Source organism: Stenotrophomonas sp. SAU14A_NAIMI4_8, assembly GCF_003086695.1.
Classification (GTDB): domain Bacteria; phylum Pseudomonadota; class Gammaproteobacteria; order Xanthomonadales; family Xanthomonadaceae; genus Stenotrophomonas.
This window is the reverse complement of record NZ_CP025999.1, coordinates 1672678-1687138: the sequence shown is the minus strand read 5'-3', so window position 1 is coordinate 1687138 and position 14461 is coordinate 1672678. Positions and strand designations below refer to the sequence as shown.

18 protein-coding genes are annotated in these 14461 nt (G+C 67.3%); 3 read left to right on the top strand and 15 right to left on the bottom strand.

Features of this window, described 5'->3' with window-relative positions; translation table 11 throughout:
- Window positions 1–7: 7 nt before the first annotated feature.
- The 6 genes from hfq to rlmE form a co-directional block, all read right to left on the bottom strand.
- Window positions 8–283, bottom strand: a complete 276-nt coding sequence (hfq, locus tag C1930_RS07860) for an RNA chaperone Hfq (RefSeq protein WP_079221450.1) — start codon at window positions 281–283, stop codon at window positions 8–10.
- 96 nt (window positions 284–379) lie between these two features.
- Window positions 380–1333, bottom strand: coding sequence for a tRNA (adenosine(37)-N6)-dimethylallyltransferase MiaA (gene miaA, locus C1930_RS07855; protein ID WP_108755899.1), 954 nt, complete (start codon window positions 1331–1333; stop codon window positions 380–382).
- Complete coding sequence (folP, locus tag C1930_RS07850; RefSeq protein ID WP_108771441.1) at window positions 1333–2229, bottom strand: dihydropteroate synthase; 897 nt, start codon at window positions 2227–2229, stop codon at window positions 1333–1335. Before folP ends, miaA begins: the two co-directional genes overlap by 1 nt.
- A 566-nt stretch (window positions 2230–2795) precedes the next feature.
- Window positions 2796–2984, bottom strand: a complete 189-nt coding sequence (locus C1930_RS07845) for a hypothetical protein (protein WP_108749239.1) — start codon at window positions 2982–2984, stop codon at window positions 2796–2798.
- 94 nt (window positions 2985–3078) lie between these two features.
- Complete coding sequence (gene ftsH, locus C1930_RS07840) at window positions 3079–5016, bottom strand: ATP-dependent zinc metalloprotease FtsH (RefSeq protein WP_164271596.1); 1938 nt, start codon at window positions 5014–5016, stop codon at window positions 3079–3081.
- Between the two features lie 67 nt (window positions 5017–5083).
- Window positions 5084–5716 carry a 23S rRNA (uridine(2552)-2'-O)-methyltransferase RlmE gene (gene rlmE / locus C1930_RS07835; protein ID WP_008265654.1) on the bottom strand — a complete coding sequence of 211 codons (633 nt, stop codon included), beginning with the start codon at window positions 5714–5716 and terminating at the stop codon, window positions 5084–5086.
- Window positions 5717–5780: 64 nt separating this feature from the next.
- Between rlmE and yhbY the strand changes: the two genes are divergently transcribed.
- Entirely contained in the window at window positions 5781–6086 is a 306-nt protein-coding gene (gene yhbY, locus C1930_RS07830; protein WP_108752746.1) for a ribosome assembly RNA-binding protein YhbY, read from the top strand.
- Between the two features lie 12 nt (window positions 6087–6098).
- Window positions 6099–6473 carry an Mth938-like domain-containing protein gene (locus C1930_RS07825; RefSeq protein WP_108755897.1) on the top strand — a complete coding sequence of 125 codons (375 nt, stop codon included), beginning with the start codon at window positions 6099–6101 and terminating at the stop codon, window positions 6471–6473.
- 189 nt (window positions 6474–6662) lie between these two features.
- Here C1930_RS07825 and C1930_RS07820 read toward each other — a convergent pair whose 3' ends face one another.
- From C1930_RS07820 to surE, 4 genes are read right to left on the bottom strand one after another with little or no spacing between them, the layout of a single operon-like run.
- The gene (locus C1930_RS07820; RefSeq protein ID WP_108752744.1) at window positions 6663–7448 is read right to left on the bottom strand and encodes a peptidoglycan DD-metalloendopeptidase family protein; all 786 of its coding nucleotides are present in this window, start codon (window positions 7446–7448) and stop codon (window positions 6663–6665) included.
- Window positions 7445–8059, bottom strand: coding sequence for a YqaA family protein (locus tag C1930_RS07815; RefSeq protein ID WP_108752743.1), 615 nt, complete (start codon window positions 8057–8059; stop codon window positions 7445–7447). The genes C1930_RS07820 and C1930_RS07815 overlap by 4 nt, the downstream gene beginning before the upstream one ends.
- Window positions 8060–8078: 19 nt before the next feature.
- Window positions 8079–8756, bottom strand: coding sequence for a protein-L-isoaspartate(D-aspartate) O-methyltransferase (locus C1930_RS07810; RefSeq protein ID WP_108752742.1), 678 nt, complete (start codon window positions 8754–8756; stop codon window positions 8079–8081).
- Window positions 8753–9532 (bottom strand): 5'/3'-nucleotidase SurE, encoded by a 780-nt coding sequence (gene surE, locus C1930_RS07805; RefSeq protein WP_108752741.1) that lies wholly within the window; start codon window positions 9530–9532, stop codon window positions 8753–8755. The genes C1930_RS07810 and surE overlap by 4 nt, the downstream gene beginning before the upstream one ends.
- Window positions 9533–9741: 209 nt before the next feature.
- Here surE and C1930_RS07800 point away from each other — a divergent pair, with 209 nt between their 5' ends.
- Window positions 9742–10281 (top strand): Smr/MutS family protein, encoded by a 540-nt coding sequence (locus C1930_RS07800; RefSeq protein WP_108755896.1) that lies wholly within the window; start codon window positions 9742–9744, stop codon window positions 10279–10281.
- A 264-nt stretch (window positions 10282–10545) separates the two neighbouring features.
- On the opposite strand, the gene truD is transcribed toward C1930_RS07800, so the two are convergent.
- The 5 genes from truD to eno are packed head-to-tail and all read right to left on the bottom strand — an operon-like array spanning window position 10546 to window position 14448.
- On the bottom strand, window positions 10546–11577 hold the full coding sequence (truD, locus tag C1930_RS07795) for a tRNA pseudouridine(13) synthase TruD (RefSeq protein WP_108755895.1): 1032 nt from the start codon (window positions 11575–11577) through the stop codon (window positions 10546–10548).
- Entirely contained in the window at window positions 11574–12071 is a 498-nt protein-coding gene (gene ispF, locus C1930_RS07790) for a 2-C-methyl-D-erythritol 2,4-cyclodiphosphate synthase (protein ID WP_005409005.1), read from the bottom strand. Before ispF ends, truD begins: the two co-directional genes overlap by 4 nt.
- A 34-nt stretch (window positions 12072–12105) precedes the next feature.
- Complete coding sequence (gene ispD / locus C1930_RS07785; protein WP_108771440.1) at window positions 12106–12804, bottom strand: 2-C-methyl-D-erythritol 4-phosphate cytidylyltransferase; 699 nt, start codon at window positions 12802–12804, stop codon at window positions 12106–12108.
- Entirely contained in the window at window positions 12801–13151 is a 351-nt protein-coding gene (gene ftsB / locus C1930_RS07780) for a cell division protein FtsB (protein ID WP_108749227.1), read from the bottom strand. The genes ispD and ftsB overlap by 4 nt, the downstream gene beginning before the upstream one ends.
- Window positions 13152–13155: 4 nt before the next feature.
- Window positions 13156–14448, bottom strand: coding sequence for a phosphopyruvate hydratase (gene eno / locus C1930_RS07775; RefSeq protein WP_108771439.1), 1293 nt, complete (start codon window positions 14446–14448; stop codon window positions 13156–13158).
- Window positions 14449–14461: the final 13 nt, after the last annotated feature.

The window sequence follows — 14461 nt, the reverse complement described above, 5'->3', positions numbered from 1 at the left end:
TCCGTTGTTACTCGTCTGCTTCATCACCCGCCTGACCATTTTCACCCGACTGCACGTAGCCGCCACCCGGGCCGACCTTGACGTTGCGTGCCGGCACCACCGTGGAGATGGCGTGCTTGTAGACCATCTGGCTGACGGTGTTGCGCAGCAGGACCACGAACTGATCGAACGATTCGATCGTGCCCTGCAGCTTGATACCGTTGACCAGGTACACCGAAACCGGCACGCGTTCGCGCCGCAGTGCGTTCAGGAAAGGATCCTGCAGCGATTGCCCCTTGGACATTGCATACTCCTGATTATTGTTCTTATTGGATTGCCGGCGCTGGCTGCGGCCCCCGAGCCACACGCCGGCCCATGATGGTACACGGCCAGCGGCCGTTCAGCGTGCGACGAAGGTCGCGACTGCGTCGGCCAGCCGCTGTTGGTCGATATGGGGGTCGAACCAGCGGGCATCAAGCTCGCCGCGCAGCCAGGTCAGCTGCCGCTTGGCCAGCTGGCGGGTGGCGAAGATGCCCTTGTCACGGAACCCGGCGGCAGTGCCCTGCCCGTCCAGGAATTCCCAGGCCTGGCGGTAACCGACCGCCCTGACCGCCGGCAGGTCCAGCGGCGCAGCCACGGCAGCCATCTGCGGCAGGGCGCGCAGGGCGCGCACCTCGTCCAGGAACCCCTGCGCCAGCATGGTGTCGAAACGGGCCTCGATGCGCTGGTGCAGCACTGCGCGCTCGCGCGGGGCCAGGATCAGCTTCAGGGTCCGCACCGGCAGCGGCGCGACACCGCGCTGGCGCTGCAGTTCGGTGATCGGCGTGCCGGTCAGCCGGTACACCTCCAGCGCCCGCTGGATGCGCTGCGGGTCGGTGGCATGGATGCGCGCCGCCGCGGCCGGATCGACCGCCGCAAGCTCGTTGTGCAGGGCGGCCCAGCCACGCTCGGCCGCCTCTGCCGCCAGCGCTTCGCGCATGCCGGGATCGGCTTCCGGCATCGGCGAAAGGCCTTCCAGCAGCGCCCGGAAGTACAGCCCGGTGCCACCGGCCAGGATCGGCGTGCGGCCACGGGCCACGATATCGGCGACCACGCGGCCGGCGTCGGCGGCGAACTCGGCCGCCGAATACGTCTGCCAGGGATCACGCAGGTCCAGCAGATGGTGCGGCGCCTGCGCGCGCTCGGCTGCGTCCGGCTTGGCCGAGCCGATATCCAGGCCGCGGTAGACCAGCGCCGAATCGACGCTGACGATCTCGCCGTTCAACTGCTTGGCCAGGGCGATCGCGGTGGCGGTCTTGCCGCTGGCGGTCGGCCCCATCACGGCGATCGCCAGCGGCCGCCGGTCGGCGGCCATCAGTCTTCGTCCGGCCAGCGGATCGCCGGGGTGGCGGCCACGCGCGGGGCGGGCACGGCCTCGACCGCCTGCCAGATCTTCAATGCATCGACCGTGGCGGCCACGTCGTGCACGCGCACGATGCGCGCACCGCGCTGCACCGCGATCAGGTGCGCGGCCACCGACGCGGCGACCCGCTCGGTTGGCGCCTGCCGCCCGGTCAGCTCGCCCAGGCTGCGCTTGCGCGACAGGCCGGCCAGCATCGGCACGCCCAGTTCCAGGAAGCGCTCGGAACGGGCCAGCAGGGTCATGTTGTGCGCGGTGGTCTTGCCGAAGCCGAAGCCGAGGTCGATGACCAGGTGCTTCTTGGCGATGCCGGCCATTTCGGCGGCGAACAGGCGCTGCACCAGGAAGCCGTGCACCTCGGCCACCACGTCGTCGTAGTGCGGTTCGGCCTGCATGTTGCCGGGTTCGCCCTGCATGTGCATCAGCACCACCGGCACGCCCGCGGCGGCGGCGGCTTCCAGCGCGCCTTCCTGGCGCAGCCCGTAGATGTCGTTGATCATGCCCGCGCCAGCGGCCACGGCCGCGCGCATCACTTCCGGCTTGAAGGTGTCGATGCTGATCGGCACCTGGGTGCGGGCCGCGAGCTGTTCGATGACCGGCACGACGCGCTGCAGCTCTTCCTCGATCGACACCGGGGCGGCGCCCGGGCGCGTGGATTCACCGCCGATATCGAGCAGGTCGGCGCCCTGCTCCACCAGCTTCAGGCCATGGGCGACCGCCGCGTCGGTGCTGTCATGTGCGCCGCCGTCGGAGAACGAATCGGGGGTCACGTTGACGATGCCCATGACCTGGGCACGATCCAGGCGCAGGATGCGGCCGGCGCAGTCGAGCTGGGGCGAGATATCGAACATGGGCGATCCTGCAGGTAACGGCGTCTAGTTTAGTTCGGCAGGGCGGCGCCCTGCACCCGCAGAGGCAACGGCAACGGCCAAAGCAACAGCAACAGCGGGCATTCCGTGGGTTGGCGGGATGGGTCCGGTTGAGGGGGACACTGCAAGTACGTCCATGTAAGCTCGGTCGCCGCATCCATGCGGCTCACGCCCCCTCAACCGGACCCATCCCGCCTTCGACAGATTCTCGCGAGCTGTCGGGGCACGGGGTCGGATCCCGTTGCTGCGCAACGGGCTCTGACCCCAGGTCAATTTCGATATCTGACAGATCCATCCACGCATGGCGTGGATCTACCGTGTCGACCAAGGTCGACACCTACCATCAGCTGCGGGAATCTGTCAGAGGTGGGGCGGTGTCGGATTGCGGGGTGTCAGCCGCATGGATGCGGCTGCCAAGCCTACAGGGACGTACTCGCGGCGTCCCCGCAATCCGACACCGCCCCGCCATCCCACGGAATGCACGCTTTTGACGTTGACGTTGACGTTGACGTTGAGCGGGTGCAGGGCGCAGCCCTGCCGGGAAACCCTCAGCGCGGGCGGCGGCGTTTGCGGTCGACGTACAGGGTCTTGATGATGCTCAGCACGATACCCACGCCAATGCCGACACCGCAGCCCAGCAACAGGTTGTCCAGGGTCAGCCCGACCACGACACCGACGATGGTGGCGATGACCATTTCAACGGTGTGGGAGATCGGCTGCGGCGGGGGAATGGACATGCGGGCTCCAGCGAAAGACAGGGGTGCGGGTATAGCGCGGAAACAACGAGGCCGGGTTGCCCCGGCCTCGTCTGCGATCAGCATTGGCAGGCCGTCAGTGCGACTCGGCCGGGCCGGCGATCGGCGGCAGCGGACGGGCGTCGCCGCCCTTGTCGTTGCTGCCACCATCCTTGTTGGACTTGTTCCAGCCCATCGGCGGCGGCGGATCGCGGCCTTCCATGATCGCGTCGATCTGCGGCGCGTCGATGGTTTCGTACTGCAGCAGCAGCTGCGACATCGCGTGCAGCTTGTCCAGGTTGGCCGTCATCAGCTCGGTGGTACGCGCGTAGGCCTCGTCGAGGATGTTGCGCACTTCCTCGTCGATGCGGCGCGCGGTGTCGTTGGACACGCTCTTGTGCTGGGTGACCGAACGGCCCAGGAACACTTCGTCGTCCTCTTCGCCATAGGCGATCGGGCCGAGCTGGTCGGACAGGCCCCACTTGGTGACCATGTTGCGGGCCATCTTGGTGGCGCGCTCGATGTCGTTGGAGGCACCGGTGGTGACCTTGTCGGCACCGAAGATCAACTCCTCGGCCACGCGACCACCGTACAGCGAGCACAGCTGCGATTTGATCGCCACGCGGTTCATCGAATAGCGGTCGCCTTCCGGCAGATACATGGTCACACCCAGCGCACGGCCGCGCGGAATGATGGTGACCTTGTAGACCGGATCATGCTCGGGCACCAGGCGACCGACGATGGCGTGGCCGGCTTCGTGGTACGCGGTAAGGGTCTTCTCTTCCTCGCTCATGGCCATCGAGCGGCGCTCGGCACCCATCAGGATCTTGTCGCGGGCACGGTCGAAGTGGTCCATGCGGACTTCCTTCTCGTTGCCGCGCGCGGCGAACAGGGCCGCTTCGTTGCACAGGTTGGCCAGGTCGGCACCGGAGAAGCCCGGGGTACCGCGCGCGATCACCATCGGCTCGACGTCATCGGCCAGCGGCAGCTTGCGCATGTGCACCTTCAGGATGTGCTCGCGGCCCTTCACGTCCGGCAGGCCGACCACGACCTGGCGGTCGAAACGGCCCGGGCGCAGCAGCGCCGGGTCCAGCACGTCCGGACGGTTGGTCGCGGCGATCACGATCACGCCTTCGCCACCTTCGAAACCGTCCATCTCGACCAGCAGCTGGTTCAGGGTCTGCTCGCGCTCGTCATGACCGCCGCCCAGGCCGGCGCCACGGTGGCGACCGACGGCGTCGATTTCATCGATGAAGATGATGCAGGGGGCGTGCTTCTTGGCCTGCTCGAACATGTCCCGCACGCGGCTGGCGCCGACGCCGACGAACATTTCCACGAAATCCGAACCGGAGATCGAGAAGAACGGCACCTTGGCTTCGCCGGCGATGGCCTTGGCCAGCAGCGTCTTGCCGGTACCGGGCGGACCGACCATCAGCACGCCGCGCGGAATCTTGCCGCCCAGCTTGGTGAACTTGGACGGATCACGCAGGAAGTCGACGAGCTCGCCCACTTCTTCCTTGGCTTCATCGCAGCCAGCAACGTCGGCGAAGGTGACCTTGATCTGGTCTTCGCCCTGCAGCTTGGCGCGCGACTTGCCGAAGGACATGGCGCCCTTGGCACCACCGCCACCGCCCTGCATCTGGCGCATGATGAACAGCCAGAAGCCGATGATCAGGATGACCGGCAGGAAGTTCATCAGGATGGCCGCGAAGGAAATGCCGCTGGACGGCTGTTCCTGCACGATGTCCACGTTCTTGGTACGCAGCACGTTGATCAGGTCGCGATCAGCCGGTGCCGACACCGTGCCGGTCTGGCCGCCACGGGTGGTGTAGGTGATTTCGTTGGTCAGGCCGCGCGAATCGCCACCGAAGGTGACCTTCTGCACGTTGCCGCTGTCCACCTGGTCCAGGAACTGCGAATACGATGTGGCCTGCGCCCCGGCCCCGGAGGACTTGGGCGAGAAGCTCTGGAAGACCACCATCAGCACGACGGCGACGACCACCCATAGCAGGAGGTTCTTGGTCAAGTCGTTCATCCTCATTGGCTCCAGCGTTCCTCTTTCAGTGCGGGCATTGCGTTGGGGTCGAGCTTACGGGTCGAGCTTACTTCATGTGGGCGCGTTTTCCCTGACCCAAGGCGTAGACCTCGGGGGAACGCTTGCGCGAGGCTTCCGGCTTGCGGATGGAGACCTTGTCGTACCGACGGCGCATTTCACGCACGTAGTCATCGAAGCCTTCGCCCTGGAACAGCTTGATCAGGAACGCCCCACCGGTCTTGAGGTGGTTGTCGGCGAAATCCAGGGCCAGCTCTGCCAGGTGCATCATCCGCGGCTGGTCGACCGCGCCTACACCACTCTTATTGGGGGCCATGTCCGACAGCACAAGGTCTACCGGCTGATCGCCCAGCATGGCCTCGAACTGCGATAGGACGGTTTCTTCCCTGAAGTCACCGTGAAGGAACTCCACCCCGGCCAACGGCGGCATGTCCAGGATGTCCAGGGCCAGCACGCGGCCGGTGTCGCCAATCTGTCTCCGCACCTGCTGAGACCAGCCGCCCGGGGCGGCGCCGAGATCGACCACGACCATGTGCGGCTTCAGCAGCCGGTCACGTTCGAGCAGCTCTTCGAGCTTGTAGGCGGCACGCGAGCGCATGCCTTCGGCCTGCGCCTTCTTCACGAAGGGGTCGGAGAAGTGTTCCTTGAGCCAGCGCTGGCTGCTTTTGCTGCGGGTAGCCATTGGAAATAGGGGGTTACGGGGTCGTCATGATACCCTGATCACCCCATTCAACCGTGTTTTCTGCATGCCCATCGCCCTGACCGCTTCCCAGACCCGTTTCCTGCGCGGCCAAGCCCACGATCTGAAGGCACTGCTGCAGACCGGCGGCAAGGGCATCACGCCCGCGTTCATCGCCGAGCTGAACGAGGTGCTGGAGCGCCACGAACTGGTGAAAGTGAAGGTGGCCGCTGAAGATCGCGACGCCCGCGACGTGATGATCGGCGAGATCGTCGAAGCGACCGAAGCCGCGCTGGTGCAGCGTATCGGCCACGTGGCCGTGCTCTACCGCCCGAGCAAGGAACAGCGGCAGATCGTGCTTCCGCGCGGCTGACCGCCCTGCCCCATGCAGCTGAACCACGAACCGCCTGATTACGCATACAGCCTGCGCGCGGCCGATGGCCGCTCGGCGCGGGTGAACGACCAGTCGCTGTCCAGCAGCTTCTTCCTGACGCCTGAACAGTTGGCAACGAACTGGCCGGTAGTGCGCGCCGCCGATCTGCAGGTGGCCGACCTGGAACCGATTCTGGCCCTGAGCCCGGCGCTGATCGTGCTGGGTACCGGCGATCGCCAGGTATTCCCGCCGGCCGTGGTGATGGCCGCCTGCCTGTCGCGCGGCATCGGCCTGGAAGTGATGAACAATCCGGCCGCCGCGCGCACATTCAATATTCTTGCCGGCGAAGGCCGCAAGGTCGCCGCAGCCTTCATCCTGGAAGGTTGACGCGGCAGCCGCCGGGCGTAGCCCGGATCAGATCGCGATACCCACAGCGCCCGAGCCGATGCTCGGGCGTTTTCGTGTGGGCGCAATGAGCCGCCGGGCATGGCCCGGCGCTACCCGTATCTGCCTGCACTTTCGTGTGGGCGCGAAGAGCCGCCGGGCATGGCCCGGCGCTACCCGTATCTGCCTGCGCTAGCGCGCCGGCAGATACTGCTGCGGGTCGACCGGCTTGCCGTTGTAACGAATCTCGAAGTGCAGCATGTCGCGGTTCGCACCGGTGCGGCCCATTTCCGCGATCTGCTCGCCGGCCTTCACGTTCTGCCCTTCGTTCACCAGGCGCTTGCGGTTGTGACCATAGGCCGACAGCCACTGGTCGCTGTGCTTGATGATGATCAGCTCGCCGTAGCCCACCAGGCCTGCGCCGGAGTACACCACCACGCCGTTGGCCGATGCGCGTACCGGGGCGCCGCTGCTGCCTGCAATGTCGACGCCCTGCTTGGTGGCATCGCCCGCCACATAGCGCCCCACGACCGCACCGTCGGCCGGCCAGCGCCAGGCAATGCTGCTCTTCACCGGTGTAGCCGGCGCGGTGCTCGGCGCCGTCGAAGGCGTGCTGCCACTGCCGGTGGCCGGACGCGGCGCGGTGACCACCGTGGTGGGTGCACGGCCGCTGCCGGCACCCTGCGGATACAACCGGATGACCTGCCCCGGGTAGATCTGCGACGGGTTATCCAGGCGGTTCCAGGCAATCAGGTCGGCCGGGGTGATGTCGTGGATGCGCGCGAGTGCGTAGATGGTGTCGCCCTTGCGCACGACCACGGTCTGCCCCGGCTTGGGCACCGAGGTCTTGGGCGTACTGGCCGCAGCGCCGCTGCCACCGGGGCGGACCACCGTGGCGGTGCCACAGGCAGCCAGCGAGGAAACCAGCAATGCCAGCGCGCCGATGCGCACGCCCTTGCCCAGACCATTTGCATTCATGCGAACTTCGACCTCCATACAAGCCAGGCAACCAGCACCACCACCAACGCGGTGGCGATCCAGCCCAGCGGTTCAATCCAGCGCCGCAGCGCGGCTTCCGCGCGCGGGCCGCCAATGCGGATCACGGCGGCCAGAACGTACACACGCTTGCCGCGACCGATCAGCATGCTCAACAGATACTGCGGCATGGGCACACCGACGATACCCGATGCCCACGTGAAGACCTTCATCGGGATGGGCATGAAGCCTCCCAGCACCAGGAAGGTGAACACCGCCCAGGGCGACTCGGCCATCTTGGCCTGCACCGTGGCGATGCCATCTTCAATGGCCGGCAGCATGCCCAGCATCTCGAACAGGGGCTTCACCGCCTCGAAGGCGTAGTGACCCAGGGCGTAACCGATCACTGCGCCCACCATCGAGCCGGCCAGGCTGAGGGTGGCGAACCACCAGCCGCGCTTGGGCTGGGCCACGCACATCGGCGCCAGCATCACTTCCGGCATGACCGGGAAGATGATGGCTTCGAAGAAACTCAAGACGGTCAGATAGGTCGGCGCGCGCTCGTGCGCCGCCCATTTCATCGCCCGCTCGTACAGCGGCCCGAAAATCTTCATGCAACCCTGCTCCCTGGATTCAGTCGAGCATGCCGGACAGCAGCGGCACGAAGGTGACCGGCGCCAGCACGCGTTGTTCAATGCTGCCGTCGGCCTTGCGATCCAGCTGTACCAGCGATTGCCCGCCAGGGCCGCCGACCGGCGCCACCAGGCGGCCCCCCACGGCCAACTGCTCGACCAGCGCATCGACCAGCGCCGGTGCGGCCGCGGTGACCACCACGGCGTCGTACGGGCCGTGCTCGGCCCAGCCCACCCGGCCGTCGTCATGCTTGGTGCGGATGTTCATGCCCAGCGCGCGGAAGCGCTTGCGCGCCTGCCGCAGCAGATCGCCGATGCGTTCGACCGTGTAGACCTCAAGCCCCACCGCGCCGAGTACGGCGGCCTGGTAGCCCGAGCCGGTGCCCACTTCCAGCACCGTCTTCGGTGCAACCTGCAGCACCGCTTCGGTCATCCGCGCCACCACCCAGGGCTGGGAAATGGTCTGGCCATGGCCGATCGGCAGCGCGGTGTCCTCATAGGCACGCGAGGCCAGGGCTTCATCGATGAACAGATGGCGCGGCACGATGCGGATGGCATTGAGCGTGGCCTCGTCAGCAATGCCGGCCTCGCGCAGGCGATCGACCAGGCGGTCGCGCACGCGCTGCGAAGTCATGCCGATCCCCACGGCTTCCGGCTGCAGGCGCAGGCGCGGGCTCATGCCGGCTGGTCCAGCGCGGCGCTCAGGCCACCGACCCAGCTGGCCACCTTCTCCAGCGCCTGGTAGCGGGTCAGGTCGACCTGGATGGGGGTGATCGAAATATGGCCGGTGCGCACCGCGTGGAAATCGGTACCGGGACCGGAGTCCTGCTCGCGACCGGCCGGACCGATCCAGTACACCTCGTTGCCGCGCGGATCTTTCTGCGCGATGCAGCCTTCGGCGCGGTGGCGGTTGCCCAGGCGGGTCACTTCGAAGCCCTTCACCTCGCCCCACGGCAGGTCAGGCACGTTCACGTTCAGAATGGTGTCGGCCGGCAGCGGGTCGGCCTTCAGCCGGGCCACGATCTCCACCGCCGCACGCGCGGCGGTTTCGAAATGCTTCGGGTCATGGTTGCGGCTGACCAGCGAGACCGCCACTGCCGGCAGGCCCAGGAACCGCCCTTCCATGGCCGCCGAGACCGTGCCGGAGTAGATGACATCGTCGCCGAGGTTGGCGGCGTTGTTGATGCCCGACACGACGATATCCGGTTCGAACTCGAGCAGGCCGGTCAGCGCCAGATGCACGCAGTCGGTGGGCGTACCCGCCACCGAGACGGTGTAGTGGTCGATGCGCTTGAGCCGGATCGGCAGATCCAGCGTCAATGAATTGCTGGCACCAGACCGGTCGCGGTCGGGGGCAACCACCGTGACTTCATGCCCGGCGTCGCGCAGCACCTGTGCCAGCATCCGGATGCCTGCAGCGTCTACGCCGTCGTCGTTGCTGACCAGGATGCGCATGTTCGATTCAACCGCTTGATTTTCCAAGAATTCGATTCCATCACCTTGCCGCGTGGGCGGGACCGGCAGCCGCCCCCTCGGGAACCGGCGATCTCGCAAGTGCGCCCACTATTGTGCCGCAAGCGGGGCGCGGGTCCTACCCTGCCGACGGTCACGAACGCGCTTGAAATGCCGTAGGCACCGCATCACCGGCGGTTTACCCTGTGCACATGTCGCACCCAGAAGATGAAGACCCCGCCGCGCTGTTCCGCGCGGCCATCGGCGAAGTCACCCCGCTGCGCAAGGATGCCGAACCGGCGCCGGCCGCGCCACGGCCGAAACCGCGTGCCCGCATGGCCGAACGCGACGAGCAGGAAGCGGCCGGGGAGTTCGCCCGGCTGCTGCGCGACAGCAGCCCGCTGGAGGCGGGCGATACCGCCAGCTACCGGCGTGACACGCTGCCGCCGCGCATGTTCCAGCGGCTCAAGCGCGGCCAGTATTCGGTGCAGGACGAACTGGACCTGCACGGCGCGACTGCCGCGCAGGCCGAAGTGCTGCTGCGCCAGTTCCTGCTGGAAGCGCATGCGCATGAGTTCGGCTGCGTGCGCATCATCCACGGCAAGGGGCTGCAGTCTGACGGCGGCGCGCCGGTATTGAAGAACCTGGTGGACCGCCTGTTGCGGCTGCGCAACGATGTGCTGGCGTTTCATTCGGCGCCGGCCGGCCAGGGCGGCACCGGCGCGGTGCTGGTGTTGTTGGCGCGGCGGTGAGGCATTCATCCACGCGTGGCGTGGATCTACTGGTGCATGCATCCACGCATGGCGTGGATCTACTGGTGCGTGCATCCACGCGTGGCGTGGATCTACTGGTGCATGCATCCACGCGTGGCGTGGATCTACTGGTGCGTGCATCCACGCGTGGCGTGGATCTACTGGTGCATGCATCCACGCATGGCGTGGATCTACCGGGATCATGAGGGGGGCGATGCGGCAGTAGATCCACGCCATGCGTGGATGCGCCGCACCGCCGGGCCTTCACTCCTGCGAGGCGTCCTCTACCGGACCCAGCTCATGCAGTACCGCCGTGGCGTAGCAGCCCGGCGGCAGCGCAAAGGAAAGTTCGAGCACGTCATCGGCCAGCCACTGGTGCTGCAGCAACGCCGGGCGCAGGCGCAACGCGCGCCGTTCCTGCTTCAGGCGCGCATCTTCCAGCCCTGCGCGCAGCGCCTTGGACTCCTCATCGTCCAGCGCACCCAGTTCCAGCGCGCGCGCGGCATCGGTACTGCGCAGCTCGCCCTCGCCCCACAACGGCGCGCTGGGATGGATGTCGAACCGTGCCAGGCGATCAGCCAACGCATCGGTGTACGGCTCCGGACCGAACACGCTGCGGCTGCCATCAAGCATCCACACCTCACCCTGCAGCGGCTGATCCCAGCTGCCCTGCTCCACCCGGGCAGCCAGCACCCGGTTGAACAGCGCCGAACGGGCAGCCGACAGCAGCAGCGACCGCTGGTCCTTGCGCATGCGGCGGCCGCCGAACATGGCCAGGGCCGCCGGCACGTTGCCACCGTCGCGACCAAAGCGCTGTTCGCCGAACCAGTTGGGCAGGCCACGGCTGGCGATCTGCTGCAGGCGTTCGCTGATCGCGGCGGCATCGCCCTGCACATCGCGCAGGACCAGCTTGAAGCGATTGCCGGCCAGCGCGCCCCGCTGCAGTTTGCGGTTGTGCCAGGTGGCGTCGATCACTTCGATCTCGTCGCTGGCCAGTGTGGCCAGGTCAGGCGCCACCCGCTTGGGCAGGTGCACGCTGAAGCGCTGGGTGGTGACCGCGTGGCGGTCCTTCATGCCGGCATAGCTGACCGCCATTTCCGGCAGACCGGCCCACGCCGCCAGCAGCTTGGCCACATGCACCGTGTTGGCGCCGCGCTTGCGGATGTGCAGCAGCAGGTGCTCGCCCTCGCCGGTGGCCTCGAAGGCCGGCAGTTCGTCCACCTGGAAATCTTCCGGCGTGCTGCGGATGCGGGCGCGCAGCAACGGCGCACCGAACGCCAACGGCACCGGAATCATGCGGCCACCAGCAGCACCACCGCCTGCGCGGCGATGCCTTCGCCACGCCCGGTGAAGCCCAGCTTCTCCGAGGTGGTGGCCTTCACGCTGACCGCGTCCAGCGGCAGCTGCAACAGGCCGCCGATGCGCTCACGCATGGCCAGCGCATGCGGACCGACCTTGGGGCGCTCGCAGATGACGGTGATGTCGGTGTTGCCGACCCGCCAGCCGCGCTCGCGCAGCAGGCTGTCGCAGTGGCGCACGAAGTCGCTGCTGTCGGCGCCCTTCCAGCGGTCGTCACTGGGCGGGAAGTGCTGGCCGATATCGCCCAGCGCAAGCGCGCCCAGCATCGCATCGCACAGCGCGTGCAGGATCACGTCGCCATCGCTGTGGGCCAGCACGCCGCAGCTGTGCGGCACGTTCACGCCGCCAAGCATGATGTGGTCGCCTTCACCGAAGGCATGGACGTCATAGCCCTGGCCGATACGGACGGGCGGGAACGGAGCGGTGCTCATGGATGCAACCCTTGCAGCAGGGCCGCGCGGTCACTCAACCGGCGCGGCGGGAAAGTACGAATTCGAAACGGTCAAGGTCGGCCGGCGTGGTGATCTTGAAGTTGTCCTCGCTGCCTTCCACCAGCAGCGGGCGGTGGCCCTGGCGCTCCATCGCCATGGCCTCGTCGGTCACCTCGACATCGGCAGCGGCGGCATCGGCCAGCGCGCGGGCCAGCTGGTGGCGGCGGAACAGCTGCGGGGTCAGCGCGCGCCACAGGCGTGCGCGCGGCTCGGTGGCATCGATGCCACCATCGTCGCCGGCACGCTTCAAGGTGTCGCGCACCGGCGCGGCCAGGATGGCGCCGACCGGGTCGGCACGCCCCACTTCCAGCAGCCGGCCCAGATCGGCCGGCGACAGGTTCGGGCGCGCGGCATCGTGCACCAGCACGAATTCATCGGCGCGCACGCTGTCGGGCAACGCCTGCAGTCCGGCCAGCACCGACGCGGCGCGGGTGGCGCCGCCGATGCAGGTCAGCACCGGCTTGCCCGCGAACTCGGTCCAGCCCGGCCAGTCGGCATCGTCCGGGCCCAGCACGACCATCACACCGGCCACCGCCGGATGCGGCAGCAGCGCATCCAGGGTGTGGGCCAGCAGGATCCTGCCGCCTGCCTGCAGGTACTGCTTGGGCAGCGGCGCGCCGAAGCGGGTGCCGCGGCCCGCCGCTGGCACCACCACCCAGATGGCCGCGCTCATGGCACGTCCGCCGCGTGGTCGCCGGTCTGTGCAGCCACCGGCGCAGCCGCCGGCGGACGCGAGGCAGCATCCTCCACCACGCGGTAGAACTTCTCGCCGGGCTTGATCATGCCCAGCTCGCTGCGCGCACGTTCTTCGATGGCGGCCTGGCCTTCCTTCAGGTCCTTCACTTCGGCAGCCAGCGCATCGTTGCGCTGCTGCAGACCTTCGTTGTCCCGTTCCTGGTTGGCGACCTGGGCTTCGAGCATCATCACTTCACCCGAATTGCCCGGGCCGAACCAGAAACGGTACTGCAGCCATGCCAGCAGCAGGGCCAGCACCAGCAGCAGCCAGCGCCAATCGCGCATGGGCTCAGCGCTTCAGCGAAACGAACGCGTCACGACCGGCGTAACGCGCGCCGGCACCGAGGGCTTCCTCGATGCGCAGCAGCTGGTTGTACTTGGCCACGCGATCGCTGCGGCACAGCGAACCGGTCTTGATCTGGGTCGCGGTGGTGGCAACGGAGATATCGGCGATGGTGGTGTCTTCGGTTTCGCCCGAACGGTGCGAGACCACCGCGGCGTAGCCGGCACGGTCGGCCATGGCGATCGCTTCCAGAGTTTCGCTGAGCGTACCGATCTGGTTGACCTTGATCAGGATCGCGTTGGCGGTGCCCGAATCGATGCCTTCCTGGAAGATGCGCGGATTGGTGACGAACAGATCGTCACCCACCAGCTGCACCTGCTTGCCGATGCGGTCGGTCAGCAGCTTCCAGCCGGCCCAGTCGTTCTCGGCCAGGCCATCTTCAATCGTGATGATCGGGTACTGCGCGGCCCAGTCGGCCAGGAAGTCGACGAACTGCTCGGAGGTCAGGCGCTTGTTCTCGCCCACCAGGTTGTACTTGCCGTTTTCGAAGAATTCGCTGGAGGCCACGTCCAGGCCCAGCAGCACGTCTTCACCGGCGGTGTAGCCGGCCTTGCCGATGGCTTCCAGGATGGTGTCCAGCGCTTCGACGTTGCTGCGGAAGTCCGGCGCGAAGCCGCCTTCGTCGCCCACGGCGGTGCTCAGGCCGTGGCCCTTCAGCACCGACTTCAGCGAATGGAAGATTTCGGTGCCGGCGCGCAGCGCTTCGGAGAACGAGGCGAAGCCGACCGGCAGCACCATGAATTCCTGGAAATCGACGTTGTTGTCGGCATGCGCACCGCCATTGATGATGTTCATCATCGGCACCGGCAGCGACGGGGTGGCGCCGGTCTTGCCGGCCAGGTACTGCCACAGCGCCTGCTTGCTGGAAGCGGCGGCAGCGTGCGCGGCGGCCATGGAAACACCCAGCAGCGCGTTGGCGCCCAGGCGGCCCTTGTTCTCGGTGCCATCCAGATCGATCAGGCGACGGTCCAGGCCGGCCTGGTCGGTGGCTTCAAAGCCCTTCAGCGCATTGGCGATGGCGCCATTGACGTTGTCGACGGCCTTGCGCACGCCCTTGCCCAGGTAACGGGTCTTGTCGCCGTCACGCAGCTCCACCGCTTCCTTGGTGCCGGTCGAGGCGCCGGAGGGGACTGCGGCACGACCGAACGAACCGTCCTCCAGGATGACTTCGGCTTCCAGCGTGGGGTTGCCACGGCTGTCGAGGATTTCACGGGCGTGGATGCTGCGGATCGTACTCATGGTCGGGCCGGTT

Excerpts from the sequence above, each read along its gene's own strand:
- C1930_RS07810 (WP_108752742.1), bottom strand. The coding sequence starts at position 8,756 with ATGAGCCCGCGCCTGCGCCTGCAGCCGGAAGCCGTGGGGATCGGCATG.
- C1930_RS07820 (WP_108752744.1), bottom strand. The coding sequence starts at position 7,448 with ATGAATGCAAATGGTCTGGGCAAGGGCGTGCGCATCGGCGCGCTGGCA.
- ftsB (WP_108749227.1), bottom strand. The coding sequence starts at position 13,151 with ATGCGCGATTGGCGCTGGCTGCTGCTGGTGCTGGCCCTGCTGCTGGCA.
- ispD (WP_108771440.1), bottom strand. The coding sequence starts at position 12,804 with ATGAGCGCGGCCATCTGGGTGGTGGTGCCAGCGGCGGGCCGCGGCACC.
- hfq (WP_079221450.1), bottom strand. The coding sequence starts at position 283 with ATGTCCAAGGGGCAATCGCTGCAGGATCCTTTCCTGAACGCACTGCGG.
- surE (WP_108752741.1), bottom strand. The coding sequence starts at position 9,532 with ATGCGCATCCTGGTCAGCAACGACGACGGCGTAGACGCTGCAGGCATC.
- rlmE (WP_008265654.1), bottom strand. The coding sequence starts at position 5,716 with ATGGCTACCCGCAGCAAAAGCAGCCAGCGCTGGCTCAAGGAACACTTC.
- C1930_RS07845 (WP_108749239.1), bottom strand. The coding sequence starts at position 2,984 with ATGTCCATTCCCCCGCCGCAGCCGATCTCCCACACCGTTGAAATGGTC.
- miaA (WP_108755899.1), bottom strand. The coding sequence starts at position 1,333 with ATGGCCGCCGACCGGCGGCCGCTGGCGATCGCCGTGATGGGGCCGACC.
- eno (WP_108771439.1), bottom strand. The coding sequence starts at position 14,448 with ATGAGTACGATCCGCAGCATCCACGCCCGTGAAATCCTCGACAGCCGT.
- yhbY (WP_108752746.1), top strand. The coding sequence starts at position 5,781 with ATGCCCATCGCCCTGACCGCTTCCCAGACCCGTTTCCTGCGCGGCCAA.
- folP (WP_108771441.1), bottom strand. The coding sequence starts at position 2,229 with ATGTTCGATATCTCGCCCCAGCTCGACTGCGCCGGCCGCATCCTGCGC.
- C1930_RS07825 (WP_108755897.1), top strand. The coding sequence starts at position 6,099 with ATGCAGCTGAACCACGAACCGCCTGATTACGCATACAGCCTGCGCGCG.
- C1930_RS07800 (WP_108755896.1), top strand. The coding sequence starts at position 9,742 with ATGTCGCACCCAGAAGATGAAGACCCCGCCGCGCTGTTCCGCGCGGCC.
- truD (WP_108755895.1), bottom strand. The coding sequence starts at position 11,577 with ATGATTCCGGTGCCGTTGGCGTTCGGTGCGCCGTTGCTGCGCGCCCGC.
- ftsH (WP_164271596.1), bottom strand. The coding sequence starts at position 5,016 with ATGAACGACTTGACCAAGAACCTCCTGCTATGGGTGGTCGTCGCCGTC.
- C1930_RS07815 (WP_108752743.1), bottom strand. The coding sequence starts at position 8,059 with ATGAAGATTTTCGGGCCGCTGTACGAGCGGGCGATGAAATGGGCGGCG.
- ispF (WP_005409005.1), bottom strand. The coding sequence starts at position 12,071 with ATGAGCACCGCTCCGTTCCCGCCCGTCCGTATCGGCCAGGGCTATGAC.